Consider the following 24,725-nt stretch of genomic DNA (forward strand, 5'->3'; position numbering starts at 1 on the left):
TAGAGAACATTTGTAAGTTATTGCGAAAGCTCTTATAGGAAAGTATAATGTAAAGATATGAGCACAGATAGGATTAAGGGGTCAATCTTATATGCTTTGCATATCCACGACAGGTACATAGCTGAAAGGGAATTATTAGAATCTGTTTATGTAATTTTTAAGGAAAATGTTTTTCCTATTGTCGTATATGCAATATGGAGAAACAAAAAGCTAGGAGTGGATTTGTTTGATAAAAAACCCCAAGGTTTTAATATTAACTGCACATTACGGTAATGGTCATGTGCAAGTAGCAAAAACATTAGAACAAACATTTCGCCAAAAAGGAATTGAAGATGTTATTGTATGCGACTTGTTTGGAGAATCACATCCATTTATAACTGACATTACAAAATATCTATATTTAAAAAGTTATACAATAGGAAAAGAATTATATCGTTTGTTTTATTACGGGGTAGAAAAAATTTATGATAAAAAAATAGCATCTTGGTATGCGAATTTTGGAAGAAAACGTTTGAAAACACTGTTACAGGTGGAGAAACCTGATATTGTAATTAATACATTTCCAATTATCGCTGTACCAGAATTGAAGAAACAAACAGGTATTTCAATTCCTGTTTATAACGTATTAACGGATTTTTGCGTGCATAAAATATGGATTCATCGAGAAGTAGATCGTTATTTTGTTGCAACGGATCACGTGAAAAAATTGATGGTTGATATCGGTGTACCTGCGGAACAAATTGTTGAAACAGGAATTCCAATTCGGAGTAGTTTTGAGTTAAAGGTAAATCCAGACATTATATATAATAAATATCAGTTATGTAAGAATAAAAAGATTTTACTAATTGTAGCAGGTGCTCATGGGGTATTAGGAAGTGTAAAAGAACTATGCCAATCATTTATGTCAGTGCCTAATTTACAAGTAGTTGTCGTTTGTGGAAAAAATGAAGCTTTAAAACAGGATTTATTAAGTTTACAGAAGCAAAATTCTGATGCATTAAAAGTGTTTGGGTATGTTGAAAATATTGATGAATTATTCCGTGTTACTTCTTGTATGATTACGAAGCCAGGCGGAATAACATTAAGTGAAGCAGCAGCATTGCAAGTACCTGTCATTTTATATAAGCCTGTTCCAGGACAAGAAAATGAAAATGCGATGTACTTTGAAAAAAAAGGAGCAGCAGTTGTCATTCGCGATGATAGTGAGGTTTTTGCAAAAACAGAGGCATTATTACAAGATGATGTGAAGCTTCTTCAAATGAAAGAAGCAATGAAAAGCATCTATCTCCCAGAGCCAGCTGGTCATATTGTAGATACAATTTTGGCAGAAAATCATGCAGAACCGCGTCATATACCTATTAAATCACCTGCTCTTGCACAATCTTTTACTTAATATGAAACCCTCTTTGTATATGTAAAGAGGGTTCTTTATTATTTTTAAAGAAAATTTAGCTATTTATCCACAATAGGATTACGCTTTTATTAAACAGTAAAGTCGGAATATTAACAACTATATCCACATTGTCCACATTTTTCGGAAAATTATCCACAATTAAAACAGTTGATATATGCTTAAATATAGAAAGATATTAAATATTTTTGAAAATTACTAACAATTGTATCAATTTTGTGGATAAAGTTGTCCACAGCAAAAAGTACCCTTATGTATAAGGGTACTTTTTGTTTACTTCTATTAGTCGAGAAAATTATGTAATGAAAATGAATAATTAGGGGGGAAACTTCTAATTATTCATTTTCACTTTAAATGCTTTTCGAGCGATAACCTGCTGCACGATCTGCTTTTTGAAATTCGCGTTGATAGAGAACTTCTTGTGTACTAGATAATGTGTTTTTTGCTTTATCACGTTTCTTTTTATCCATTACAAATCACCTCGTGTCTTAAAGTTACTATTTATCGTTTCCAAAGACATGGGGTGATATACGCATATGGCAAAATGTTAATGATTGATTATTATTTCAGAAAATTTAGATTACGCTTCTTTTAATTGATGAGCATCTTGGAAGGTTGTATCTCGCATTGTCGCAAGTGTATATTGATCTTTTGGAATTTCATATAAGTTATATACTTCTTCGTTTGCGTTAATCTCATCATATACGGCTTTTCTTGTTTCGTTTGCTAGATTTATATATTGTAGTTTTTCTGCAGCTTTAATAGAACGAATATTTATTTTACGAATACGCATGAAGATTGTTTCAATATCTAATTCGTAGAAAAGTTCGCTAAAAAATGAATCTTTCGCCAATTTATTATAGCCTTTTCCATGATATGGTTTGCCAAGCCATGTCCCGAGAAATCCGGCTTTTTCTTGCACATCAAATAAAGTAATTGTTCCGATAGGGTTACCCCATTCATCTAAAATTGTGCGTGAAATTAATTCACCACGCTCTTCAGCTTCAATGGTTTGTTTCGTTAAGAATAAATATTCTTCATAAGAATAGGCCTTTTGACGCACAAAAGGGAAGACAGCTGGATCCACCATTAACTCGTATAGAACGTGGCTGTCGTGTAAGTCGCGTTTTTTCAACATACTAACTCCTCCTCACACGAGGGTAGCATGACGAAAAAACACCCCACCCTCGAAATTTTTATATCAATCTTTAAAAAATTTCGGGGTGGGAATCGAACCCACTAGAACCAGTTTCTAACGCTGGTGGCGCACCATTTGCCTTCCCCATTCATCAATTTGAAAATGATAATCACGACACAAATTGATTATGGTTTCATTCAGTTTATAATCGTATAATACTTTATCTAGTCAAAAAAATAAACTAGTTTTTTTTATTTTTTTTGTAAATTATTTTTCCATCAATCATAGTTAGTACAGGCTTGGCTAAATAATGGAAAGGATGATGAGTCCATAACACGAGATCGGCGTCTTTTCCAACCTCGATGCTTCCAATTCTATCCTCTAAACGCAAATTTCGCGCTGGGAATATGGTGATTCCTTCTAGTGCTGTTTTCTCGTCTAACCCTTCTCTTACTGCGACAGCAGCACAAATATTTAAATATTGAATGGGGGTATAAGGGTGATCTGTTGTTATAGAAACTTCCACACCATTTTTAGATAGTATATGGTAAGTATCCCATGTCTTGTTTTTTAGTTCGATTTTAGAACGGCGTGTCAGAGTAGGACCAACTGAAACCTTCAAATTGTGTTTCGAAAGCTCTTCAATAAGAAAGTGTCCTTCTGTACAATGTTCAATACGTAGATCAAGATTGAATTCTGTTGCAAAGCGTAGAGCAGAACTAATATCATCAGCTCGGTGAGCGTGGATACGTACGGGTATTTCACGGCGTAATGCTTTTAAAATAGGAAGCATTCGAAAATCAGCTTCATGCCCGTAGTGTTGTGCTTCATAGAATGATTCTCGAAGTAACCCCATAATTCCCATACGTGTTATAGATTCTTTTGTTCCATTACTATGGACTTTTTTAGGATTTTCTCCAAAGGCAATCTTTAAACCAGCAGGTTCTTGAATAATCATATGATCAATACAAGTTCCGGCTGTTTTTATTACACAAGTAGTACCCCCGATAATATTTTGACTACCAGGCATAACGTGAACGGTTGTAATTCCATTTTGTACAGCGTCTTGAAAGGCAATATCGAGAGGATGGATTCCATCTAAAGAACGGATATGTGGTGTTGAAACTTCAGATGTTTCATTGGCATCATTTCCAGCCCAACCAGTACCTTCATCATAGAGACCAAGATGAGTATGGACATCAATAAAGCCAGGTAAGAGATGGAGTGCTCGTGCATCTATAACGGTCATATCTTGAGTGGGCTGAATAAAAGGTTTGACCTCGGTAATTCGCGCTCCTGTAACGAGTACATCGCCTTGAAACTTTTGGGATGTAATAGGGTATACAATGGCTTGTTTGAGCAATATTTTCATAGGTACCTCATTTCTGTTACTTTATAATGCTAATGGAAGTTAAGGGAAAGTAACTGAAAGGTTATTTGTATGGTAATGCTCCAAATCCTAGAAAATGAAAGTTTTGAAAGGGCCCATGTAAAATTGTGTTTTAGAAGTACTACATTGTATGCGAAAGTATATTTTGTAATGCATGGTCTATTGCGGGAAATGTGTATTGGTATCCATGTTCAATTGCTTTCATAGGTAATACATGTTGCCCTTCTAGTACAAGTATACTCATCTCACCTAATAAGGCGTGAAGCATAAATGAAGGGACAGGTAGCCAATGTGGTTTTCTCGTTGTAGCAGCAATGGTTTTTCCGAATTCTTTCATTCTTATAGGTGTTGGTGCTGTCATATTAAGAGGACCATCAATTTCTCTTTTGTGTATGATGAAATCCATCATACGAACGACATCGTCTATATGAATCCATGATAACCATTGCTTCCCAGAACCAATGGTGCCGCCGATATAGAATTGATAGGGAAGTAACATTTTTGGCAAGGCTCCGCCATCTGCACCTAATACAACGCCAAATCTTGTGTAAATTGTTCTTATTCCGAGAGAACGTGCTTTAGCTGCTTCTTGCTCCCATAAAAATACAGTTTTTGCTAAAAAGTCATTTCCGGGAGTTTCTTGTTGCTCGGTAAAAGACTCTATTTCAGATGTTCCGTAGTATCCAATAGCACTCGCATTAATAAATGTATGTGGTTTTGTTTCCATTGCTTGTAGTTGTTGAATAAGTCCTTTTGTTGTTTGAATTCTACTGTTTAATATTGTTTCTTTTTGGTTTTTTGTCCATCTACTATTGATAGATTCTCCAGCTAAATTAATAACGACATCGATAGAGGAGAGCGGAAAGGTAGATAAATCTGGTGTCCAGTGTACGTATTGAAGGTTAGGGTTTGAGGTTCTAGCAGTTTTCTTTCGAGTAAGAATGTAGACCGTATATCCTTTTTGAATAAAAAAAGTAGAAAGGTATTTACCAATAAAACCAGTGCCACCAGAAATTGCGATTTTCACAATCATTTCCTCCTCATTATATATATTCTTGAAAAGAAAAAATGTTCCTTGACTATGTTAAAATAATAGAGAGGTGAGAGTATGGCTGTCATTACAAAAATAGAAGTACAAAAACGATCGAAAGAACGATTTAATATTTATATTGATAAAGGTCAAGGTGAAGAATACGGATTTAGTGTAGATCAAGTAATCTTAATGAAACACGGATTACAAAAAGGCTTAGAAATTGATGAAATAGAGTTAGGAAATATTTTGTACAATGAAGAGGTACAAAAAGCATATTTACAAGCAATCTCCTATTTATCCTATCAAATGAGAACAAAACAAGAAATAGAAGATTTTTTACGGAAAAAAGAAGTGGGACAGGCTATCATCTCTGAAGTCGTTTCGAAATTATTACATGACCGATATATTAATGATAAAGAGTATGCTGTTTTATATACGCGAACGCAAAGTAATGTGAATCGAAAAGGTCCAACCGTTATTAAAAGAGAACTGTTAAATAAAGGTGTTCAGGATTTAATTATTATGCATAGTTTACAAGAATATCCGAAGGAAAAGCAAATTGAGAATGCCTTATTTCTTATAGAAAAGAAGAAAAGATCTTATCAAAAACATTCCTTTTTACAAATGAAGCTAAAATTAGACGAAATGCTTGTTCGTAAAGGATATTCTAGAGATGTGATTCAAATTTGTTTGGAAGAATTGAAAGACGAAAAAGATGACGAACAGCAACAAGAAGCGTTACACTATCATGGGAATAAATATTATGAGAAATATAAGAAGTATGATGGATGGACATTCGAAAATAAGATGAAACAAGCGTTATATCGAAAAGGATTCTCTATTGATGAGATAGAGATATTTTTACAAATGAAACGTGAAGAGGGATGAGGGAAATAATAAGATGAATATGCCAAAACGCTACAGTGAAATGACACCACATGAGCTTAGAGAAGAAATTGGGGATTTGAAGGAGCAAGCAATAAAGGCTGAGCAACTTGGAATTGTAAATGAGTTCGATGTATTAATGAGAAAGATGGCAATGGCTCGCGCTTATATGACGGATATAAACAAATTCCATATTGGTGAAACATATGAATTAATAGAAGAACCTGGTGTATTATTTAAAATTACGTACTTCAATGGGGTATTTGCTTGGGGTTATAAGCAAAATGATAATGAGGAGATTGGGATACCAATTTCCTTATTGCAAGAAAAATAAAAACCAGAGAGCAAATATCTCTCTGGTTTTCATCTTTGGTAGGCGTTAAAGGAGATAGGAGATTCTAAAATTGGCGTTTTTTACATTCGTTAGCCAATATAATGAGAGACTGGGTTTGTTGCGTCTGTCCGTTAACTTGCGCTTTCGCATGTTTCGGACGAGTCCACGTATGGTTAAATAATTCAGAACGACTATCTAAATGATCACGGTAGCTCATCTTTATCACCTCGTGTAGGAAGTTAATTTTTTAGGTTGTACCTGTATTACTCTTCCTGCTGATTTGCAGCACGCATACGTTCTTGTGGGTGCGTGTTAATTGTGCCGTTAGGTCGCTTCGAAGCGAAGCGTGATTTCGCTTTCGGCTGACCGTCGATTTTGCTGTTGTTTTTTGACTCAGACCAAAATTCGGCTTGTTTACCCATTGCGAACGCCCTCCTCATCATCAGTTGATACCTCTTTAAGAAGTATCACTTATAGAATGTGCAAAACAGAAGAAACTATCCTTTAGAAATGAAGGGATAAATAGGTAAAAGGAGATTAGAACATGAATGATATTTATGAAGCATTAACGAAAGAATTATTAGACAAGAATGACAAGCTTTCTTACGGACAAGCTCGTGCGTGGGTCGAATTACTTTGGGAAGATTTTCAAACAACTTATGCAAAATCAGGTCGTTATCAAGGTGAGGAAATGACGGAACAAGTGGTGCGATCATGGATTAATAATCATGGTGTACGCCTTCATGAAATGCGTACAAATAATCCGAAGTATAGCCATTTAATTAATCAAGAAGATCATTTGAAACATTAAAAAAAGCGACTTAAGTCGCTTTTTTTAATGTGGAAGTAATTCCAGTTTTTTTCGAAGTTTTTCTTCACTAAAAATCCATCCTGTATAGGAACTAATAATATTTAAATTGTGGTCGAGCTGAACAATCGCGACAAATGGATAATAATCTTTACTTCGATATCGTAAATCAATGAATCGTACTTCATAATAATGATCATAATCAAAAATATCCCAGCGATATACAGGAGAGAAAGATAGGAAGGCCGAGATGTTTTCATCTTGTTTAGCTGCTCGCATAATATCATTGTCTGGGAACGGTACCCGATCGAACTTGTCATATATCATGATGTTACCACGATGCCATCTCGCAACGTAGTAATAATCAGCTGTAACGACTGCTAAATGATAATGATAAAATCGGTAAGAAGGCGAAATGATAATCTTCTCGACACTTTTGAAACGTTTGTGTACAACGCTTCTTATATTTCTATGCATCATAATCCGTCCGATATAGTAAACAATCATTAATATATATGCTGCTAAGGCTGTGTATCCTTTATGAGAACCGACGAGCATGCAAGCAATTGCGAGTATATGGATAAAGAAAATTACGGTATCAAATGTATTAATTATGCCAAGTGCGACCCATTTTTTTGTGAAAGGTCGTAAGGCTTGAGTACCATAGGCGTTGAAAATATCTACAAAGACGTGAAGAAAGACGGCGATAAATGACCAAAGTAGTAGATGAAGATATGGAGCGTCTGAAAAGAAGGCGAAAGAGATGCCACTTATAAGGAATGACCAAAGAATTACTGCGGGAATGGAATGAGTAATTCCACGATGATTTCTTATATATTTAGCGTTATTACGCAATTTTAAAACTGTGTCAATGTCAGGAATATTGGAACCAGCAATTGTAGCAAGCATAACTGCCTGTGGGCCAATATCACTTTGTGCTATGGCTGGATCTAATGTTGCTAAGCTGCCTAAAGTGACACCCATAACAAGGTGAGTGGCTGTGTCCATAGAAATCCACCTCCGTTTTTTATTAATGTAACTCTTTTTATTCGATACCTCAAGTCCTATGCCTTCAATTTCCTATGTCATCTTACTTAAATTTTTTCCTAAAATCTTTATAATAGTACTTATATGCAAAAAAATGAGGGGGATCAAGTTTGACACTTGAAATACTAAAAAAATTTAATATAGAGCAGTTTCAAAATGATTTAATTGGTTGGTTTGAAGAAGAACAGCGCGACTTACCATGGAGAAAAAATAAAGATCCATACCGTGTTTGGGTTTCTGAAATTATGTTACAGCAAACAAGAGTAGAAGCTGTAAAACCATATTACGCAAATTTTATGGGGAAGTTTCCTACACTTGAAGCGTTAGCAAACGCAGATGATGAAGAAGTTTTAAAAGCATGGGAAGGTTTAGGATATTATTCTAGAGCGCGTAATTTACATGCGGCAGTAAAAGAGGTAAAGGAAGTATACGATGGTATTGTACCAAGTGATGTAAAGAAAATTGAAAAGTTAAAAGGAGTCGGACCATATACAAAAGGTGCTATTTTAAGTATCGCATATGGTATACCAGAGCCAGCGGTTGATGGAAATGTTATGCGTGTATTATCTCGCATTTTATCGGTATGGGATGATATTGCAAAACCAAAGACTCGAAAAGTTTTTGAAGAGATTGTGCGTGAAATTATTTCAGTGGAAAACCCATCTTATTTTAATCAAGGATTGATGGAATTAGGTGCACTGATTTGTATTCCTAAAAATCCATCGTGCTTACTTTGTCCTGTGCGTGAGCATTGCAGAGGATATGCTGCAGGTGTTCAAAAAGAATTACCAGTAAAAAGTAAAGCGAAAGCTCCTACAATGGTACCGCTTGTTGCAGGGGTACTTCAAACTGAAGATGGTCGTTACGTCATTAATAAACGTCCAAGTACCGGATTATTAGCTAACATGTGGGAGTTTCCAAACATTGAGCTTGGCGAAGGGATTCGAAATCAGAAGGAACAGCTTATAGATTATATGAAAGAAAAATTTGAGCTTGAGATTTCTATTGATGAATACGCAATGAATGTACAACATACGTTTACACATCGTACTTGGGATATATTTGTATTTTACGGAAAAGTAACCGGTAATATTGTTGATACAGATACATTAAAATTTGTATCGAAAGAAGCGTTTGAGCAATTACCTTTCTCGAAATCACATCGTACTATTTATGAGAATTGTGTTGAGAAAATTACAATGCAATAAATAAAAAAGTGTTCCCTAGATTGGGAACACTTTTTTAATCGTAAGAAATTTTTGTTCCGTGGGTCCAACTAGCTTCGCCTTCTTGTAAGCCACCTCTTGATTCAATTTGTACTACAATTTCTTTGTAAATACTTTGACCTTCTGCATTTAAATACGGCAGAATTTGTTGCAGTGAGTGATGAAAATAAGCTAATTCATCTTCTTTCCATTCATTTTTTGAAACCATCGTTAGTTCAGTCATATCGCGTCCTATATACATATTTTCACCTCCATTTCCTATAGTTTGAATGAGTAACAAAAGATATATGCGGAAATTATTCAAAAGAAAATTACGGATAGCTTCTGAGTGAATTGGTTACATTATTGGTTGTGGAGGTGAGAAAGATGAGTAAAAAACAACAAGGTTATAACAAGGCAACTTCTGGCGCTAGCATTCAAAGTACAAATGCTAGTTATGGTACAGAGTTTGCAACTGAAACAAATGCACAAGCAGTAAAACAAGCAAACGCACAATCAGAAGCACAGAAAGCACAAGCTTCTGGTGCACAAAGTGCAAACGCTAGTTATGGTACAGAATTCGCAACTGAAACAGACGTGCATGCTGTGAAAAAACAAAATGCTAAGTCAGCTGCAAAACAATCACAATCTTCTAGCTCAAATCAGTAATGAAAGAAAAACACTTCTCTAATTCGGGAGAAGTGTTTTCTTTGTGCGTGGATCGTTGTAATGAAAAGAAAGCGAACGACATAACTTCTAATAAGTCAACAAATGTAGTCAAAGGAGAAGGAAGTTAAAGATTAGAAATATGTAATTAGGAATAATAACTGATGAATAAATCCAAAAGGGGGTAAGTAATGAACGATTTTGATAAGTTGGTGGGAGAACAATTGGAAACGATGGATGAGCTGTTAAAATTGCAATCACACTTAGAGAAGTATCAGCAAATCGAAATGAGTGAAAAGGATACGTACGATAAAAAAGACTTACATTTTATTCGCCAAGAAATATATAGAACAGAAGTAGCGTTGAAGCTATTACATGAAAAATTCGAAAAGCAAACGAATAGTGTGATTAAATCTTTTGAAACTGAAAAAATGATTTCAAATTTAGGATAAGGTATACTGTGCCTTCAGGTAAAAGGTCCTTCTTTACATGGAAATAAGGAAGGGCTTTTTTTATTCTCATTTCCTTGTTTGTAAATTATTAAGCGAAGATTCCTGTTTCTTAAAAGATTTAGGATATGATTTTTAAGAATAAACTGTTAGCCTATTCAGTGGGGAAAATAGAGGCTTGTCGCTTTAGTTTTAAAATTTCGACAAAAAAGTTATAATAGAAAAAAAGTGAATGCAGTTCAAAGGGCATTTGCAGTTGAAAGAAGGGAGCATATATGGGATTTCCCAAAGAAGGAGAAAAAGTACAAATACATAGTTATAAACATAATGGCTCCATTCATAGAATGTGGGAAGAAACAACAATTTTAAAAGGTACACAGAGTCTTGTGATCGGAGCGAATGATCGTACAGTGGTTACAGAATCGGATGGCCGTACATGGATTACTCGTGAACCAGCAATTTGTTATTTTCATGCCAACTATTGGTTTAATGTGATCGGGATGCTTAGGGAAGATGGCGTATATTATTATTGTAATTTAAGCTCACCTTTTGCGTATGATGCTGAAGCATTAAAGTATATTGATTATGATTTAGATATTAAAGTGTATCCAGATATGACATATACGCTTCTAGATGAAGATGAGTATGAAAAACATAGTCAAATTATGCAGTATCCACCTGTTATCGATACAATTTTAAAACGAAATGTAGCACATTTAACACAGTGGATCCATCAAAGAAAAGGTCCATTCGCACCAGATTTCGTAGATATGTGGTATGAACGATATTTAATGTACAGAAATTAAAACAAACCTGCAGGGGATTTCCCGGCAGGTTTGTCCTATTAGAGGGGGGATTATGTGCAGGGCATAAAAAGATATTTACAATTTGTTAAACCATATCGATGGCTTATCGCTATTACAATTATTATCGGACTAGTTAAGTTCGGTATCCCGCTTATTATGCCATGGTTATTAAAGTATATTATCGACGATGTAATTCAAGGCGGGGGTTCACTTCAAGATAAAACGTCCCAATTAATAACAGCGATTGGAATTACTTTTTTTATTTTTGCAATATTAAGGCCACCGATTGAATATTATCGTCAATATTTCGCGCAGCGTATCGCAAATACAATACTGTATGATTTGCGGAAGTATATTTTCGGTCACTTACAAAAGTTAAGTTTACGTTATTATTCCAATACAAAAACAGGAGAGATTATTTCGCGTGTCATCCATGATGTAGAACAAACGAAGGATTTTGTGATTACTGGTTTGATGAACGTCTGGTTAGATACTGCAACAATTGCTATTGCCATCATTGTTATGTTTTCTATGAATATAAAATTAACATTTGTTGCGTTATTGATTTTACCTATTTATGTAATTGCAGTGAAATATTTTTTCGGACGTCTTCGGAAATTGACGAAAGAGCGTTCACAAGCGTTAGCGACGATGCAAGGGTATTTACATGAACGTATTCAAGGGATGCAAGTGACGCGTAGCTTTGCGTTAGAAGAGTATGAGGGGAAGCAGTTTGAAAAAAGAAATAATGAATTTTTAACGAAAGCATTAACGCATACAAGTTGGACGGCGAGAACATTTTCGGCAGTGAATACGTTAACTGATTTAGGTCCGTTACTTGTGATTGGTTTTGCAGCATATGAAGTAATTCAGGGGCAGTTAACGCTAGGGACGATGGTTGCTTTTGTTGGATATATGGATAGTTTATATAGTCCGCTTCGCCGCCTTGTTAATTCGTCTACAACATTAACACAATCATTTGCATCGATGGACCGAGTGTTTGAACTGTTAGATGAAAAATACGATATTGTTAATGTGCCAAATGCGGTACAAACGAAAAAATTAAATGGAGAAATTGTATTTGATAATGTTTCTTTTCGTTATAATACAGATGAAAAAGAGATATTACACAATCTGTCATTAACTATGCAGCCTGGAGAGAAAGTAGCGCTTGTAGGAGCGAGTGGGGGAGGAAAGTCATCTCTTGCTAGTTTGATTCCACGCTTCTATGATGTTTCTGAAGGAGCGGTTTATGTAGATGGGATAGATGTAAGAAAGTATAATATGAGAAATTTGCGTAGTCATATTGGAATTGTACTGCAAGATAATTTATTGTTTAGCGATACAATTGGGGCTAATATTTTATATGGAAATCCGAAAGCTACAGAGAAAGAAGTGATTGCAGCTGCCAAAGCTGCGCAAATTCATGATTTTATTATAGACTTACCAGATGGTTATAATACTGTCGTTGGAGAACGTGGTGTGAAGCTATCAGGCGGGCAAAGACAACGTGTGGCAATTGCACGAGTGTTTCTAAAGAATCCGTCGGTACTTATATTGGATGAAGCAACTTCGGCTTTAGATTTAGAAAATGAAAGGTATATTCAAGAGGCGCTTCAGACGTTAGCTGCTGATCGGACAACGATTATAATCGCGCATCGATTAGCGACGATTACGCATGTTGATACGATTATTTACATTGAAGACGGTGAGATTAAAGAAACTGGCTCTCATGAAGAGTTAATGCAAAAAAGAGGATTTTATTATAATTTATATCAACTTCAACATATAACAGAAACAGCTCCTTTAGCGTAAAGGAGCTGTTTTTTATTCGTCTTCTTTTTTATCTTCGATTTTGAGTTCTGCTTCTGGTTTATGGTATGTGTAGAAGCTATCTACAAGTAAATCTAAATGTTCTACTTCTTCACTATAGTTAATAATTGAAGAAATAAGAGGGAAGAGATGTAGCCATGTTTTATATGCTTCTTCATCGTCCTTGTTTTGATAATCCATAAAGATATCAATTAATTCTTGTTTACCTGTTTCAACTTCATCAAGCATTTCAACAGACTGTTGTTTCTTTGCTTTACCAATGAATTTTAATAAAACTTGTTCGTGATAATGCGTTAATGAATCAAGTTCGTTTTGGATAGATTCCTGAAACTCTTCTGGCATGTAGCGCAGTTCGTTTTCAGTACGGTGTAATGATTTTAACGTACTTAAAGCACGGCTTGTTGTCGCTAACATTTGTCTGAATAAAACGAGCTTACGAATTTTTGCGAACTTTACTTTTTTCGTGTAGCTTCTTTCCTCTTTATACAGCAAATAGTAATGGTTGAGTTTGATCATTTTTTCTTTCATACGATCAATATCAGTTTTTAGTGTTGTAAAATCAGAAGCTTGCCTGCTATTCATTCGAATCCATTTTACAATTTCTTCTGTGTTATCAACGATACGATGATAAAGTTTTGTTTCATATTTCGGCGGCATAAATACTAAATTTACAAGTGAAGCCGCAATAATACCAATCATAATTGTCGCAAATCGAAGTAAGGCAAAATTAAAGAAATCTTCGCCTTGATACTCCATAATGGCGATAACGGTTACTAAAGCAATTGATATTGTGTTTTCTAATCGTAATTGTAATGTAAGAGCAATTACTAATATACATGTTAATCCAATAATAAAAGGATTATGTCCAAAAGCAGTAGCAAATGCGATAGCGAATACCGCACCAATGACGTTTGCTTGAATTTGTTCAAGTGCTGTTAAATACGAACGGTATACGGACGGTTGAACAGCGAAGATAGCTGAGATTCCCGCAAATACCGGACTCGGTAAATGAAGTAAAATACAAGCAAATAAAGCTAATGTGATGGCAATACCCGTTTTTAAAATGCGAGCACCAAGTTTCATACCCTTAATAAGATCCTTTCTCTTGTCATAATGAATGTACAACATGATACTATACATTCATTACAATATGTTAGCAAGTGATATTTTAGTGACATTAAAAGAAATTAGTATTCATTTTATAATTTTTCCTAATTCCTTTTAAACATCAGTTTTTAGTAAAAAAACCTGCTGAATTTCAGCAGGTTTCAAATTGTTACTATAGATTACTATGAGAAGTGTACTTCGTCAATTTTTTCTTAATAATGAAAATTACCCATGTTACTCTGTTGAGATTGATGGATCGGCCTGTTCTTTTTTCGGGATAATTTCAAAAAACTGGTGCTGCATATCATCTAATAACGGTGTTAAAAAAGAAACTTCCTCATATTGCTCATGCTCGTTTAGTACACGAATATAGTCTAGCAATAATTCAGTTACATCTTTCAAGCCATTTTTCCTAATTGGTTGTAATGTAACATTTGCCCCTTTTGCGATTCTTCTTTTTAAGGCCTGTTCTGTTAAGCCTAAGTTTGAATCATGACGTAAATAAACAACACCGCCAGTCATACCAGCGCAAATCCATGGACCAGGGTCACCTAAAACAAGCGCTCGCCCATTTGTCATATATTCAAAAGCAAAACCTTTAATATTGGAGTATGCCCCTATATTTCCATGCTCTTTTTCACGGAGTGGTTTTGTTATTCTACCTCCAATTATCATGTCTGCCCCAGAAAGGCGAATGCCAGCGCGAGCATCAGCGTTACCTTGCACGTATAGTGCACCTTTTTGTGCCCCGTATCCAAATCCTTTTCCGACAGAACCGTTATAATATAATCCGTCTTTTCCTTTTGCTTTCGTTATATAAATACCACCACCAAAGGAAGTTTTACCAATGCCATCTTGTGCGCCGCCATTGACGTGTATAAATAAATTTTCACTATTGTAAGCACCTAACCCATTTCCGGGAATAGAACCATTCGTATACTTTAATGTAAGTGGTTCAAGTTGAGTAGCTTCATATAGTTTACTACGAACGCGATAACATGATTCTAGACCACCCATAACGCGTTGCTCTACACCAACACCTACTAATTCTTTTGAGTGAGGAGAATGGACTGTTTCAAATTGTTTTTCCGGTACGGTATCTGTTTTTGTTTTTGTAACAGATGGATGTTCTATCGTTTGTAGTAAATTACATAAGTTTAATAAATTTTCGCCTCGAACTTGCTCTAATAAATCAGAACGCCCGACAATTTCTTGTAAATTTGTATAACCAAGCTGTCCAGTTAATCGTTTTAATTCTACACCGAAAGAAGTGAATAAATTTAGCAGGCCAGCAACTGCCTTTTCTAATTCGCGCGGGACGAAGCGGCGTAATCCATGCTCTTTCGCTTGCGCTTCAGATTCAATTTGTGTTGCAATTCCAACATGACAAGTATCTAAATGACATCCCCGGCAAGTTGTACAGCCAATTGCAATCATTGATAATGTGCCAAATCCAATACGGTTTGCTCCGAGGAGCATGATTTTTAAGGCGTCATTTACACTTCGAATACCACCATCTGCCCAAATCTCTACTTTATGTCTCATACTCGCTTCTAATAAAGCGTTGTGAGCGGCTTTAACACCAATTTCTACAGGAAGACCTACATGTTGCAATGCGTGAATACGCGCAGCACCTGTTCCGCCATCGAATCCGCTAATGTTAATAAAATCAGCACCAGCTTTGGCAATACCGACAGCAATTGTTCCAATATTAGGAACGACAGGGACTTTTACGGCTACTTTGGCAAGTTGATTAGCCGTTTTTATTTCCGTAATCATTTGAGCTAAATCTTCAATTGAATAAATATCATGGTTGTTAGAAGGTGAAATTAAATCTGAGCCGATTGTGGCATTACGTGCTTCAGCAATTTTGGCTGTCACTTTTGAACCAGGTAAATGTCCACCTTCACCAGGCTTTGCACCTTGGCCGATTTTGATTTCAATTAAGTTTGATGAGTTCAGTAGTTCGGCATTTACTCCAAATCGCCCAGATGCAACTTGTTGTCCGCGTGTATGTGGATATTTTCCGATCATGTCTTTAATTTCGCCGCCTTCACCGTTCAAACTAATCATATTTAGCTGATCGGCCGCTTCTGCATATGCGCGAAAGGCAACTTCATTTTGAGAACCAAATGACATGGAACTAATAATAAATGGTAAATCATGATTTTGAATGCTGATAGATACTTCTTCAGTTGGAACGACATGTTTTGTTTGTTTCGTTTGAACAAGGTGTCTAATTGCGATTGGATTATTTTCTTCTAGTTCACTTAACTTGTCACGATAATCATCATAAGAATTTCCTTTTGCAACATCGCCGATTGCTTTCCAAATTCGCGGGAATATATGAAAAGATTTTCGCATTCTAACTTTAGGGTTGTTATAATCATCCGCTCGCATTTGTGCATCTTCAGCAAGTGATTCAAGTGAAAAAGCTAAATTATTTGAACCGAGGAAATTAGTAATTTGTAATATATGTGCGATTTCTTCATGTAATCCGATAGATGAATAGAGACGTCCGTAACCACGTAACTCATGAATGCCGATTGTTGAAATGACTTTTTCTAGTCCTTTATTAAGTGCATTATACAGATTCGTAATTGGTGTTTTTGTTCCATCATTTACAGTCGCGAATAATAAATATGGATTAATACTGTCTGCTCCTAATCCATATAGAGTAACGATGTCATGTAAGGAGCGAAGGGCACCAGAACGTATAATGAGAGAACAGCTGCGGCGTAATTTATTTTCACTTAATGCTTGATGTACTTTAGCGGTAACTAAATGTGGATCAATCCACAAGTGTTCATTTAGATGGGCTTTCGCGTCATCTAATACTAGTAGGGAAGCGCCATTGTTAACAGCAGCTATTGCTTCAGAACTAATGCGGCTTAATGCACATGGCAGGGTTTCTGACGAGCTGAATGTAGCAGAGATTGTGGCGATAGAGTTATGAGTCATAAATAGCTCTATGAGTTGTTCGTACGTAATTGTGTGTAATTCCTCTGCGATAGGTTGTGCCACGCTTCCTTCTAAAATAATTGGTGAAAGCATTTCAACTACAAATGGCCGTTTTGCGCCGCTTAATAAACTTGGACGCTCCCCAAGTACAGTACGTGTAGAGAAGTGCTCGATTTCACGATCACGGTCAATTGCTGGGTTTGTAACAACAGCTACACTTTCTTTAATAAAGTCAGCAATATTTCGTCTATCCGTATCAAGTGCAGCAAGTGGTGAATCGTGCCCTAGTGAGCGAATTGGCTCAACGCCTTTTGTTGCCATCTGTTCAAGAAGCTGAATGTGTTCTCGATCCCATCCAAAAGCAACATATTGCTTCGTTTCAACTTGCGTAGAATCACATAATCCTGAGATTTCTTTCGTTTCAGGGATAGATAAGTTCAAATGATAATCGGTAATATCTACTCGTTTTGTAAAACGGTTATACACTTGAATTTGGTATTTGTCATATTCGTAGAGAACGAGCTCATCTTGTTCATTCCACTTTAGGCCGACTTTCTCTCCAGGAGCGAGTGGTTTTGGTTCTGCTACATATTCAGTTGGTGATACAACTCCAGGTTCAGAAGAGAAAATATAAGAACTTTCTGTCTCAACTTTCCATACTGGGCGTAGTCCAAGGGAATCCACGCTGAAAACAGCTTCATCTTTAAAACGGGAAATGATGCCAGCTGGTCCTTGTGCAAAATGGCCCCATGCTTCACGTATATACGTATATAAATCTTGTAAAGGTGTTTCATAAAGTTTAATTTCATTGATAATTGGTGGGAATAGTATTTCCATTGCTTCAAATAAGCTGTAGTCGTATTGAACAAGTAGAGTTTCTAAGGTGCGGTTTAAATCTTGAGAGTCACTGCCTCCAGCAGTAAGTGGTACATCAATCATTTCAGCTTGATCGCGTAATTTTGCGATTGTGTTAATTTCACCATTATGTCCGAGAATGCTAAATGGTTGTACACGAAAAAAATTAGATAATGTATTAGTAGAGTAGCGGTTATGTCCTAATGTCATAGTTGAAGCGATAAGTGGATGTTGTAAATCATTGTAATAGGCAACAAGTGTATCGCCAGCACCTAGAACTTTATATACAACATGATCACGACTTAATGAAGCAACATGAATTGCTTCGTTTTCCTCTATTTTTATTGTGACAGAAAATAATGTTTGCTCAATATTTGTAATTTCGTTGTCTGCGATAAGGGCAACTTGCCAAAATAAAGGTTCTTCTTGTTTACCAAGTGGACCGAGTGCATCAGAGTTTATTACATCATCACTTTCGAAAACGATAGTAAAGCTTTCGTTGTTTAATTGCGTACGAATATAATTTTTTAAGGTAGTAATGTTTTCTTTTTTATTTAGAAAAAAATGTCCAACGATAAAGTGGGGATGATCCACAATCGTTGGATTATATCCGCTACTTTTTAGTTTTTCATTCCAAAGCGCTTTTGGTACATCAATGTGAATGCCGATACCATCGCCCTCGCCATTAATGAAACCAGCTCTATGATTCATTTTGACGAGTGATTGTATGCAAAGGTCAATGTTTTCTTTTGTAGGAATTTTTCGTTTCTCCATAACGGAAACGATTCCACACGCATCATGTTCTGCATTTCTATAATCTCGAAATAAAGACGGTGTCCATGTATTTTTTTTATTGAGCATCCGTCAATCCCCCCTCTTATAAAAGTTAGAATAATCTTACTATTTAAGGTGTAAATCACTTTGTATACAGAGATAGTAATGATGTAAAAGAATATAAAACAGATAATTGTGAATAATTATACTATTAATACGGGATTTATGAAATAGAAAAAAGGAAAAAAGAAAGCTCAGCTTTCTTTTTTCCTTTTAATGACGGGATTATTTATTGTCTGCTAAGGCAGCAAATGCTCTGCCGACAGCTTCGATTGTATATTCAATATCTTCTTTTGTATGTTCTGTCGTTAAGAACCATGCCTCGTATTTAGAAGGCGCTAAGTTAACTCCTTCTTGAAGCATAAGCTTGAAGAATCTACCGAACATTTCACCATCTGTATCTTGTGCTGCATCGTAATCTTCAATTGTATTTGTTGTGAAGTATACAGTTAAAGCCCCTTTTAGGCGGTTCAGCGTAATATCGATATTATGTTTTGCCGCTTGCTCTAAAATTCCTTCTTCAAGCATTGCACCAAGTTCATCTAACTTCTCGTAAAGCCCTTCTTGTTGAAGCACTTCTAGACAAGCGATGCCTGATGCCATAGAAGCAGGGTTTCCTGCCATTGTACCAGCTTGGTATGCAGGCCCGAGCGGAGCAACTTGTTCCATAATTTCTTGCTTACCACCGTAAGCACCGATTGGTAAGCCGCCGCCAATAACTTTACCAAGCGCTGTTAAGTCTGGTGTCACACCAAGCAAGTCTTGAGCACCGCCGTACATAAAGCGGAAAGCAGTAATAACTTCATCGTAAATTACTAGTGCGCCAGCTTCGTGAACAAGTTCATTCACTTTTTCAAGGAATCCTGGTTTAGGCTCTACAATACCGAAGTTTCCAACGATCGGTTCTACAAGGATAGCTGCTACTTCATGTCCCCATTTATCTAATGCTTCTTTTAAAGTTTCTACATTATTAAATGGAACGGTAATAACTTCTTGAGCAATACTTTGTGGTACACCGGCTGAGTCAGGAGTTCCTAGCGTAGAAGGACCAGATCCAGCTGCTACAAGTACTAAATCAGAATGACCGTGGTAACAACCAGCAAATTTCATGATTTTTGTGCGACCTGTATAAGCACGGGCAACACGAATTGTTGTCATTACTGCTTCTGTACCAGAGTTTACAAAACGGACTTTATCTAATGCAGGCATTGCTTCTTTTAACATTTTTGCAAATTTTACTTCTAGTGCTGTTGGTGTTCCATAAAGTACACCATTTTCAGCAGCTGTTGTAATTGCTTTTGTGATGTGCGGGTGAGCATGTCCAGTAATAATAGGACCGTATGCTGCTAAATAATCGATATATTTATTTCCGTCTACATCCCAGAAATAAGCACCTTTCCCACGTTCCATAGCAACAGGAGCGCCGCCGCCAACTGCTTTAAAAGAACGAGAAGGACTATTAACACCGCCAACGATATGTTCTAAAGCTTCTTTATGTAATGCTTCTGACTTTGTGAATTTCACTACAATTCATCTCCTTACAAAAATCTATGTATTATTCTAACATGTTTTTCGGAAAGACGTATTGTTTGTGATAGAGAAGGCAGTTGGGTAAACTATTCGTTGTGACATTTAGGAAGGGGGTCCGATTATGAAATCGGTAATTGAGGTACAAGGGTTGCGTAAAGAGTTTACAGCCTATTCAAGTCGTCCGGGTTTAAAGGGTGCATTTCGCGATTTATTAAATCGTAATTATAAAATAGTGCCAGCAGTAAATGATGTATCTTTTACTGTAAAGCAAGGTGAAATGGTTGGTTATATCGGTGAGAACGGTGCTGGTAAATCAACAACAATTAAAATGCTTACGGGGATTTTGACTCCGACATCAGGGCAAATCACAGTAAATGGAATGAATCCACATAAACAAAGAGAAGAATTTGTAAGAACAATTGGTGTTGTCTTTGGACAGCGCTCGCAACTTTGGTGGGATATTGCAGTGCAAGAATCGTTTCGTTTATTAAAGAAAGTATATGGTGTATCAGACGCTCAGTATAAGGAGCATATGGAACACGTAATTGAAACGTTAGATATAGGGCCTTTATTAGATAAACCAGTTCGAAAATTATCTCTTGGTCAAAGGATGCGTTGTGAATTAGCAGCAGCATTAATTCATAATCCGCCGTTATTATTTTTAGATGAGCCAACAATTGGCTTAGATGTTCTTGTGAAATTGAAAATACGTGAATTTTTAAAAGAAATGAATGAGCGTTATAAAACAACGATTTTATTAACAACACATGATATTACGGATATTGAAGCTTTATGTGAGCGCGTTATCATGCTGGATGAAGGGAACATTATGTATGACGGTTCTTTAAATAATCTTCGTACGCAGTGGGGTGCAGAGAAGGAAATACATTTTCAGTTCGTTGCTCCAGTTTCATATCAAACGTTATCAATGGTTATGCCTGATAGTCAGGTCGTTTGGTCAAAAGCGAAAGAGGAAAATGCATGGATTGCAAAAATTCCGAATGAAGAAGTTATTATTTCAATGCTTATTTCTAAAGTAGTACAAGCATTTCAAATTAAAGATTTAAAAATTAACGAAGTGTCTACAGAGGAAATTATTCGTAACATTTATGAAGAAGGTATTAAGCATGGGTAAGTATATTGAAATGATTCGCATTCGCTTTTTAATGATGCTTGCGTATCGTACAAATTACTATAGCGGGATTTTAATTTATACAATTAATATCGGTGCTTATTATTTTTTATGGCAAGCAATTTATAGTGGAAAAGAGAATATTGAAAGTTTATCTATTTCGCAAATGACCACGTATATCGCAATCGCGTGGATGGCACGTGCCTTCTATTTTAATAATATAGATAGGGAAATTGCGATGGAGATTCAAGAAGGACGTGTTGCTGTAGAATTAATTCGTCCGTATAACTATTTAGGAATGAAAGTTATGCAAGGTCTTGGCGAGGGAATATTCCGTTTTGCATTCTTTTCCATTCCAGGTATGGTTATCGTTACGTTATTATTTTCGTTGCAAATTACAACTAATTTTCAAACGTGGTTATATTTCTTCTTATCTTTAATATTTAGTTTTATTATTAACACGCAAATTAATTTAATGACGGGAATGCTTACGTTCTTCCTATTTAATAATAGTGGAATTATGTATGCAAAACGCGTTGTTATTGATTTATTTTCAGGTTTATTATTACCAATTAGTTTTTATCCGTTATGGGCCCAAAAAGCAATGATGTTTTTACCGTTTCAGGCTATTAGTTATATTCCGAGTATGATTTTTTCTGAAGGTATACAAGGGAGTAAGTTGTATGAGGCGTTAGTATTTCAAGTGATTTGGGCAATTGTACTTATTATTCCAATTGTACTCATGTGGAGAACGGCGAGAAAACGTCTAATTGTACAAGGGGGATGATGAGATGCTATATATAAAATTATTTTTACAATATGCAAGTCAATATATAAAAACGAAATTGGAGTATCGAGGCGATTTTATCGTTGGTTTACTTTCTGATTTATCGCTTCAAGCAGTTAATTTAATATTTATTCTCGTTGTATTTGGCCATACACAAGCATTGAAGGGCTGGAGTCGAGAAGAGGTAATCTTTATTTATGGTTTCTTTTTAGTACCATTTGCCATCTTTTCAGCTTTCTTTAATATATGGGACTTTAATGATCGATACATTATTAAAGGGGAGATGGATCGTGTATTAACGAGACCGATTCATAGCTTGTTTCAAATTATATTAGAAAGAATGGAACTAGAATCTTTAATTGGAGCCATTACAGGAATTGTTGTAATGGGATATGCAGCTGTAGAGTTACAATTATCTTTTTACTGGTATGATTTTTTCTTATTCTTACTGATGGTAGGTGGAGGAGCGCTTGTATATGGAGGAATATTTGTTACGCTTGCAAGCCTTGGTTTTTGGTCGGATGCGAAAAGTTCTATTATGCCGCTAATGTACAACATAGGTAACTATGGTCGCTATCCTGTTAATATTTATAACCGTGTGATCCGCTTCATATTAACGTTTGTTTTGCCATTTGCGTTTGTCGGGGTATATCCAGCGGCATACTTCTTAAGAAAAACAGAGTGGAATAGCTATGCATTCGCAACACCGATTGTTGGTATTATTTGTTTTACTATTGCAATTACGCTCTGGAATCAAGGAGTAAAAAGGTACCGTGGCGCGGGTAATTAATTATAGAAGCTTGTTCGTTTCTAAGGGATAAATCAGTCCTTCACCTCATACATATAAAGTGAGGTGGAGGACATGTTATGGGGATTTATTCTATTACTTGCAGCAATCGCTATTTTGAAAAGTGTCCAATTATTATGGAGTTCCTATTCAGATTCAACGCGTTTTTTTTCGCTATATAATTTGGCCACATTATTTTTGATCTATACAACAGTACTGATCGCGTTTGGATTAAGTTACGTTGTATTAGAGGAAATGGGTTTTGTAGTTTTGAAAGAGGATGGAGAAAGTTTGAATGCTCATTCTTTTCAACTCGTTGAAATTTGTTTATATTTTAGCGCAGTTACTTTATTGTCTGTTGGATATGGTGATATATCTCCGATTGGAATTGGGCGATGGATTGCGATCGCAGAAGCGCTAATTGGATATACACTCCCTTTTGCTTTTGTGATGAGGTCTGTAATAGACAATGAAAAATAAGGAAGCATTTGTTATAGTATAGGAAAAGAGTAGGAGTGATAACAATGATTACAGTAGGAGAAATGGCACCAGAATTCACATTAGAGGGAAGTAATGGGGAACAAATTCGCCTAGCTGATTTCCGCGGGAAAAATGTTGTTCTCTATTTTTATCCGAAAGATATGACGCCAGGATGTACAACTGAAGCATGTGATTTTCGTGATGCATATGGAGTATTTCAAGAGAAGGATACGGTTATTCTTGGAGTAAGCCCTGATTCAGCGAATAGACATTTGAAATTCATTGAGAAACATGAACTTCCATTTACACTTTTAGTAGACGAAGATCATAAAGTAGCAGAATTGTACGATGTTTGGAAATTGAAAAAGAACTTCGGGAAAGAGTATATGGGAATTGAGCGTTCCACATTCCTTATCAATAAAGACGGTGAACTTGTAAAAGAGTGGCGTAAAGTGAAAGTAAAAGGACATATTGAGGATGTTCTTTCTTATATAAAGTAAATCTATAGCGGGATAAAATATGTAGAATCAAGGCAAGTGTCTATACATATTTTATCGTCTTACATAAAGTGAAAGTGTAGGGCATACCTCCTCAGATGATAGTATTCCAAGTGCGATTATGTCGCACTTTTTTCTATGTAATATATGGTGGAAAAGGGAAAGATACATAAAAACAAGTCTTGAATATAAAAATAAACCACATACTTATAGTAGAAATATTGACGATTTATAAGAAAAGGAGTACACTCTTTATAAGAATTATAAAATAATAATCCGTATAGAATCGGGGTGCATGACGGTGGTCAAAGAAGAATTAAAAGAAGCGCTAGAAATGCTGAAAAATACGGGTGTACGAATTACTCCACAGCGTCATGCTATTTTAGAGTACCTTGTGGAATCAATGACGCACCCAACAGCGGATGACATTTATAAAGCATTAGAAGGTAAGTTTCCAAATATGAGTGTTGCAACTGTCTATAATAATTTACGTGTGTTTAAAGAGGTTGGACTTGTAAAGGAATTAACTTATGGAGACGCTTCAAGTAGATTTGATTATGTTACAAGTCAACATTATCATGTGATTTGCGAAAAATGTGGTAAGATTGTTGATTTTCCTTATGGAGGCTTGGAAAAGCTGGAAGAGGAAGCTGCGAAAACGACAGGCTTCGTTATTAATAGTCATCGCTTAGAAATTTATGGCGTTTGTCCAGAGTGTCATAAGGCGTAATATATAATAAAGAAAGAGGT

The 24,725-nt window shown here is 35.8% G+C and carries 26 protein-coding genes; 15 read left to right on the top strand and 11 right to left on the bottom strand.

The genetic code is table 11. The features are described from left to right. Positions 1-226 precede the first annotated feature (226 nt). Positions 227-1,393 (top strand): diglucosyl diacylglycerol synthase, encoded by a 1,167-nt coding sequence (locus COK05_RS10820; protein ID WP_098612587.1) that lies wholly within the window; start codon positions 227-229, stop codon positions 1,391-1,393. Between the two features lie 368 nt (positions 1,394-1,761). Here the strand turns inward: COK05_RS10820 and COK05_RS10825 are convergent, their stop codons facing one another. From COK05_RS10825 to COK05_RS10840, 4 genes are all read right to left on the bottom strand, one after another. Beyond that, the gene (locus COK05_RS10825) at positions 1,762-1,881 is read right to left on the bottom strand and encodes a YfhE family protein (protein WP_000358482.1); all 120 of its coding nucleotides are present in this window, start codon (positions 1,879-1,881) and stop codon (positions 1,762-1,764) included. 110 nt (positions 1,882-1,991) lie between these two features. Then, positions 1,992-2,549 (bottom strand): GNAT family N-acetyltransferase, encoded by a 558-nt coding sequence (locus COK05_RS10830; RefSeq protein WP_098612588.1) that lies wholly within the window; start codon positions 2,547-2,549, stop codon positions 1,992-1,994. A 241-nt stretch (positions 2,550-2,790) separates the two neighbouring features. Next, on the bottom strand, positions 2,791-3,921 hold the full coding sequence (locus COK05_RS10835) for an amidohydrolase (protein ID WP_098612589.1): 1,131 nt from the start codon (positions 3,919-3,921) through the stop codon (positions 2,791-2,793). A 139-nt stretch (positions 3,922-4,060) separates the two neighbouring features. Then, positions 4,061-4,966, bottom strand: coding sequence for a TIGR01777 family oxidoreductase (locus tag COK05_RS10840; RefSeq protein WP_098612590.1), 906 nt, complete (start codon positions 4,964-4,966; stop codon positions 4,061-4,063). 81 nt (positions 4,967-5,047) lie between these two features. Between COK05_RS10840 and recX the strand changes: the two genes are divergently transcribed. Then, the gene (gene recX / locus COK05_RS10845; RefSeq protein WP_098612591.1) at positions 5,048-5,860 is read left to right on the top strand and encodes a recombination regulator RecX; all 813 of its coding nucleotides are present in this window, start codon (positions 5,048-5,050) and stop codon (positions 5,858-5,860) included. A 13-nt stretch (positions 5,861-5,873) separates the two neighbouring features. Beyond that, positions 5,874-6,191 (top strand): YfhH family protein, encoded by a 318-nt coding sequence (locus COK05_RS10850; protein ID WP_016083624.1) that lies wholly within the window; start codon positions 5,874-5,876, stop codon positions 6,189-6,191. A 64-nt stretch (positions 6,192-6,255) separates the two neighbouring features. Here COK05_RS10850 and COK05_RS10855 read toward each other — a convergent pair whose 3' ends face one another. Then, on the bottom strand, positions 6,256-6,408 hold the full coding sequence (locus COK05_RS10855) for a YpzG family protein (protein ID WP_002174744.1): 153 nt from the start codon (positions 6,406-6,408) through the stop codon (positions 6,256-6,258). Positions 6,409-6,454: 46 nt separating this feature from the next. Next, a complete protein-coding gene (locus tag COK05_RS10860) occupies positions 6,455-6,613 on the bottom strand; it encodes a small, acid-soluble spore protein K (RefSeq protein ID WP_000517891.1) in 159 nt (52 codons plus the stop codon). Positions 6,614-6,735: 122 nt separating this feature from the next. Between COK05_RS10860 and COK05_RS10865 the strand changes: the two genes are divergently transcribed. Next, positions 6,736-7,002, top strand: a complete 267-nt coding sequence (locus COK05_RS10865; protein ID WP_000998159.1) for a YfhJ family protein — start codon at positions 6,736-6,738, stop codon at positions 7,000-7,002. 24 nt (positions 7,003-7,026) lie between these two features. On the opposite strand, the gene COK05_RS10870 is transcribed toward COK05_RS10865, so the two are convergent. Continuing rightward, on the bottom strand, positions 7,027-8,007 hold the full coding sequence (locus tag COK05_RS10870) for a metal-dependent hydrolase (RefSeq protein WP_098612592.1): 981 nt from the start codon (positions 8,005-8,007) through the stop codon (positions 7,027-7,029). A gap of 149 nt (positions 8,008-8,156) precedes the next feature. Between COK05_RS10870 and mutY the strand changes: the two genes are divergently transcribed. Then, complete coding sequence (gene mutY, locus COK05_RS10875) at positions 8,157-9,254, top strand: A/G-specific adenine glycosylase (RefSeq protein ID WP_098612593.1); 1,098 nt, start codon at positions 8,157-8,159, stop codon at positions 9,252-9,254. Between the two features lie 34 nt (positions 9,255-9,288). Here mutY and COK05_RS10880 read toward each other — a convergent pair whose 3' ends face one another. Beyond that, positions 9,289-9,513, bottom strand: a complete 225-nt coding sequence (locus COK05_RS10880; RefSeq protein WP_141539018.1) for a hypothetical protein — start codon at positions 9,511-9,513, stop codon at positions 9,289-9,291. Between the two features lie 125 nt (positions 9,514-9,638). Here COK05_RS10880 and COK05_RS10885 point away from each other — a divergent pair, with 125 nt between their 5' ends. The 4 genes from COK05_RS10885 (at position 9,639) to COK05_RS10900 (ending at position 12,987) form a co-directional block, all read left to right on the top strand. Beyond that, entirely contained in the window at positions 9,639-9,920 is a 282-nt protein-coding gene (locus COK05_RS10885; protein ID WP_098612595.1) for a gamma-type small acid-soluble spore protein, read from the top strand. Positions 9,921-10,108: 188 nt separating this feature from the next. After that, entirely contained in the window at positions 10,109-10,369 is a 261-nt protein-coding gene (locus tag COK05_RS10890) for a YgaB family protein (protein WP_098612596.1), read from the top strand. A 272-nt stretch (positions 10,370-10,641) separates the two neighbouring features. Then, positions 10,642-11,172: a nucleoside tri-diphosphate phosphatase gene (ntdP, locus tag COK05_RS10895; RefSeq protein WP_098612597.1), complete on the top strand. Its 531-nt coding sequence runs from the start codon at positions 10,642-10,644 to the stop codon at positions 11,170-11,172. 54 nt (positions 11,173-11,226) lie between these two features. Continuing rightward, positions 11,227-12,987 (top strand): ABC transporter ATP-binding protein, encoded by a 1,761-nt coding sequence (locus tag COK05_RS10900; RefSeq protein WP_098612598.1) that lies wholly within the window; start codon positions 11,227-11,229, stop codon positions 12,985-12,987. 12 nt (positions 12,988-12,999) lie between these two features. Here the strand turns inward: COK05_RS10900 and COK05_RS10905 are convergent, their stop codons facing one another. The 3 genes from COK05_RS10905 to hemL all read right to left on the bottom strand — a co-directional run bounded on the left by COK05_RS10905 (position 13,000) and on the right by hemL (position 20,286). Next, entirely contained in the window at positions 13,000-14,088 is a 1,089-nt protein-coding gene (locus COK05_RS10905; protein WP_098612599.1) for an aromatic acid exporter family protein, read from the bottom strand. 258 nt (positions 14,089-14,346) lie between these two features. Beyond that, positions 14,347-18,789: a glutamate synthase-related protein gene (locus COK05_RS10910; protein ID WP_098612600.1), complete on the bottom strand. Its 4,443-nt coding sequence runs from the start codon at positions 18,787-18,789 to the stop codon at positions 14,347-14,349. A gap of 198 nt (positions 18,790-18,987) precedes the next feature. Then, on the bottom strand, positions 18,988-20,286 hold the full coding sequence (hemL, locus tag COK05_RS10915; protein WP_141539020.1) for a glutamate-1-semialdehyde-2,1-aminomutase: 1,299 nt from the start codon (positions 20,284-20,286) through the stop codon (positions 18,988-18,990). A 127-nt stretch (positions 20,287-20,413) separates the two neighbouring features. Here hemL and COK05_RS10920 point away from each other — a divergent pair, with 127 nt between their 5' ends. From COK05_RS10920 to perR, 6 genes are all read left to right on the top strand, one after another. Beyond that, entirely contained in the window at positions 20,414-21,427 is a 1,014-nt protein-coding gene (locus tag COK05_RS10920) for an ABC transporter ATP-binding protein (RefSeq protein ID WP_098612602.1), read from the top strand. Continuing rightward, positions 21,420-22,211 (top strand): ABC transporter permease, encoded by a 792-nt coding sequence (locus COK05_RS10925; RefSeq protein WP_000521519.1) that lies wholly within the window; start codon positions 21,420-21,422, stop codon positions 22,209-22,211. The genes COK05_RS10920 and COK05_RS10925 overlap by 8 nt, the downstream gene beginning before the upstream one ends. Before the next feature lie 4 nt (positions 22,212-22,215). Further along, positions 22,216-23,001 carry an ABC transporter permease gene (locus COK05_RS10930; RefSeq protein WP_098612603.1) on the top strand — a complete coding sequence of 262 codons (786 nt, stop codon included), beginning with the start codon at positions 22,216-22,218 and terminating at the stop codon, positions 22,999-23,001. 72 nt (positions 23,002-23,073) lie between these two features. Beyond that, positions 23,074-23,478, top strand: a complete 405-nt coding sequence (locus COK05_RS10935) for a potassium channel family protein (RefSeq protein WP_098612604.1) — start codon at positions 23,074-23,076, stop codon at positions 23,476-23,478. Positions 23,479-23,522: 44 nt separating this feature from the next. After that, the gene (bcp, locus tag COK05_RS10940; RefSeq protein WP_098612605.1) at positions 23,523-23,978 is read left to right on the top strand and encodes a thioredoxin-dependent thiol peroxidase; all 456 of its coding nucleotides are present in this window, start codon (positions 23,523-23,525) and stop codon (positions 23,976-23,978) included. Between the two features lie 298 nt (positions 23,979-24,276). Next, complete coding sequence (perR, locus tag COK05_RS10945) at positions 24,277-24,705, top strand: peroxide-responsive transcriptional repressor PerR (protein WP_000237829.1); 429 nt, start codon at positions 24,277-24,279, stop codon at positions 24,703-24,705. Positions 24,706-24,725: the final 20 nt, after the last annotated feature.

The sequence above is a fragment of the Bacillus cereus genome (assembly GCF_002567495.1).
In the GTDB taxonomy this organism is placed as follows: domain Bacteria; phylum Bacillota; class Bacilli; order Bacillales; family Bacillaceae_G; genus Bacillus_A; species Bacillus_A cereus_AQ.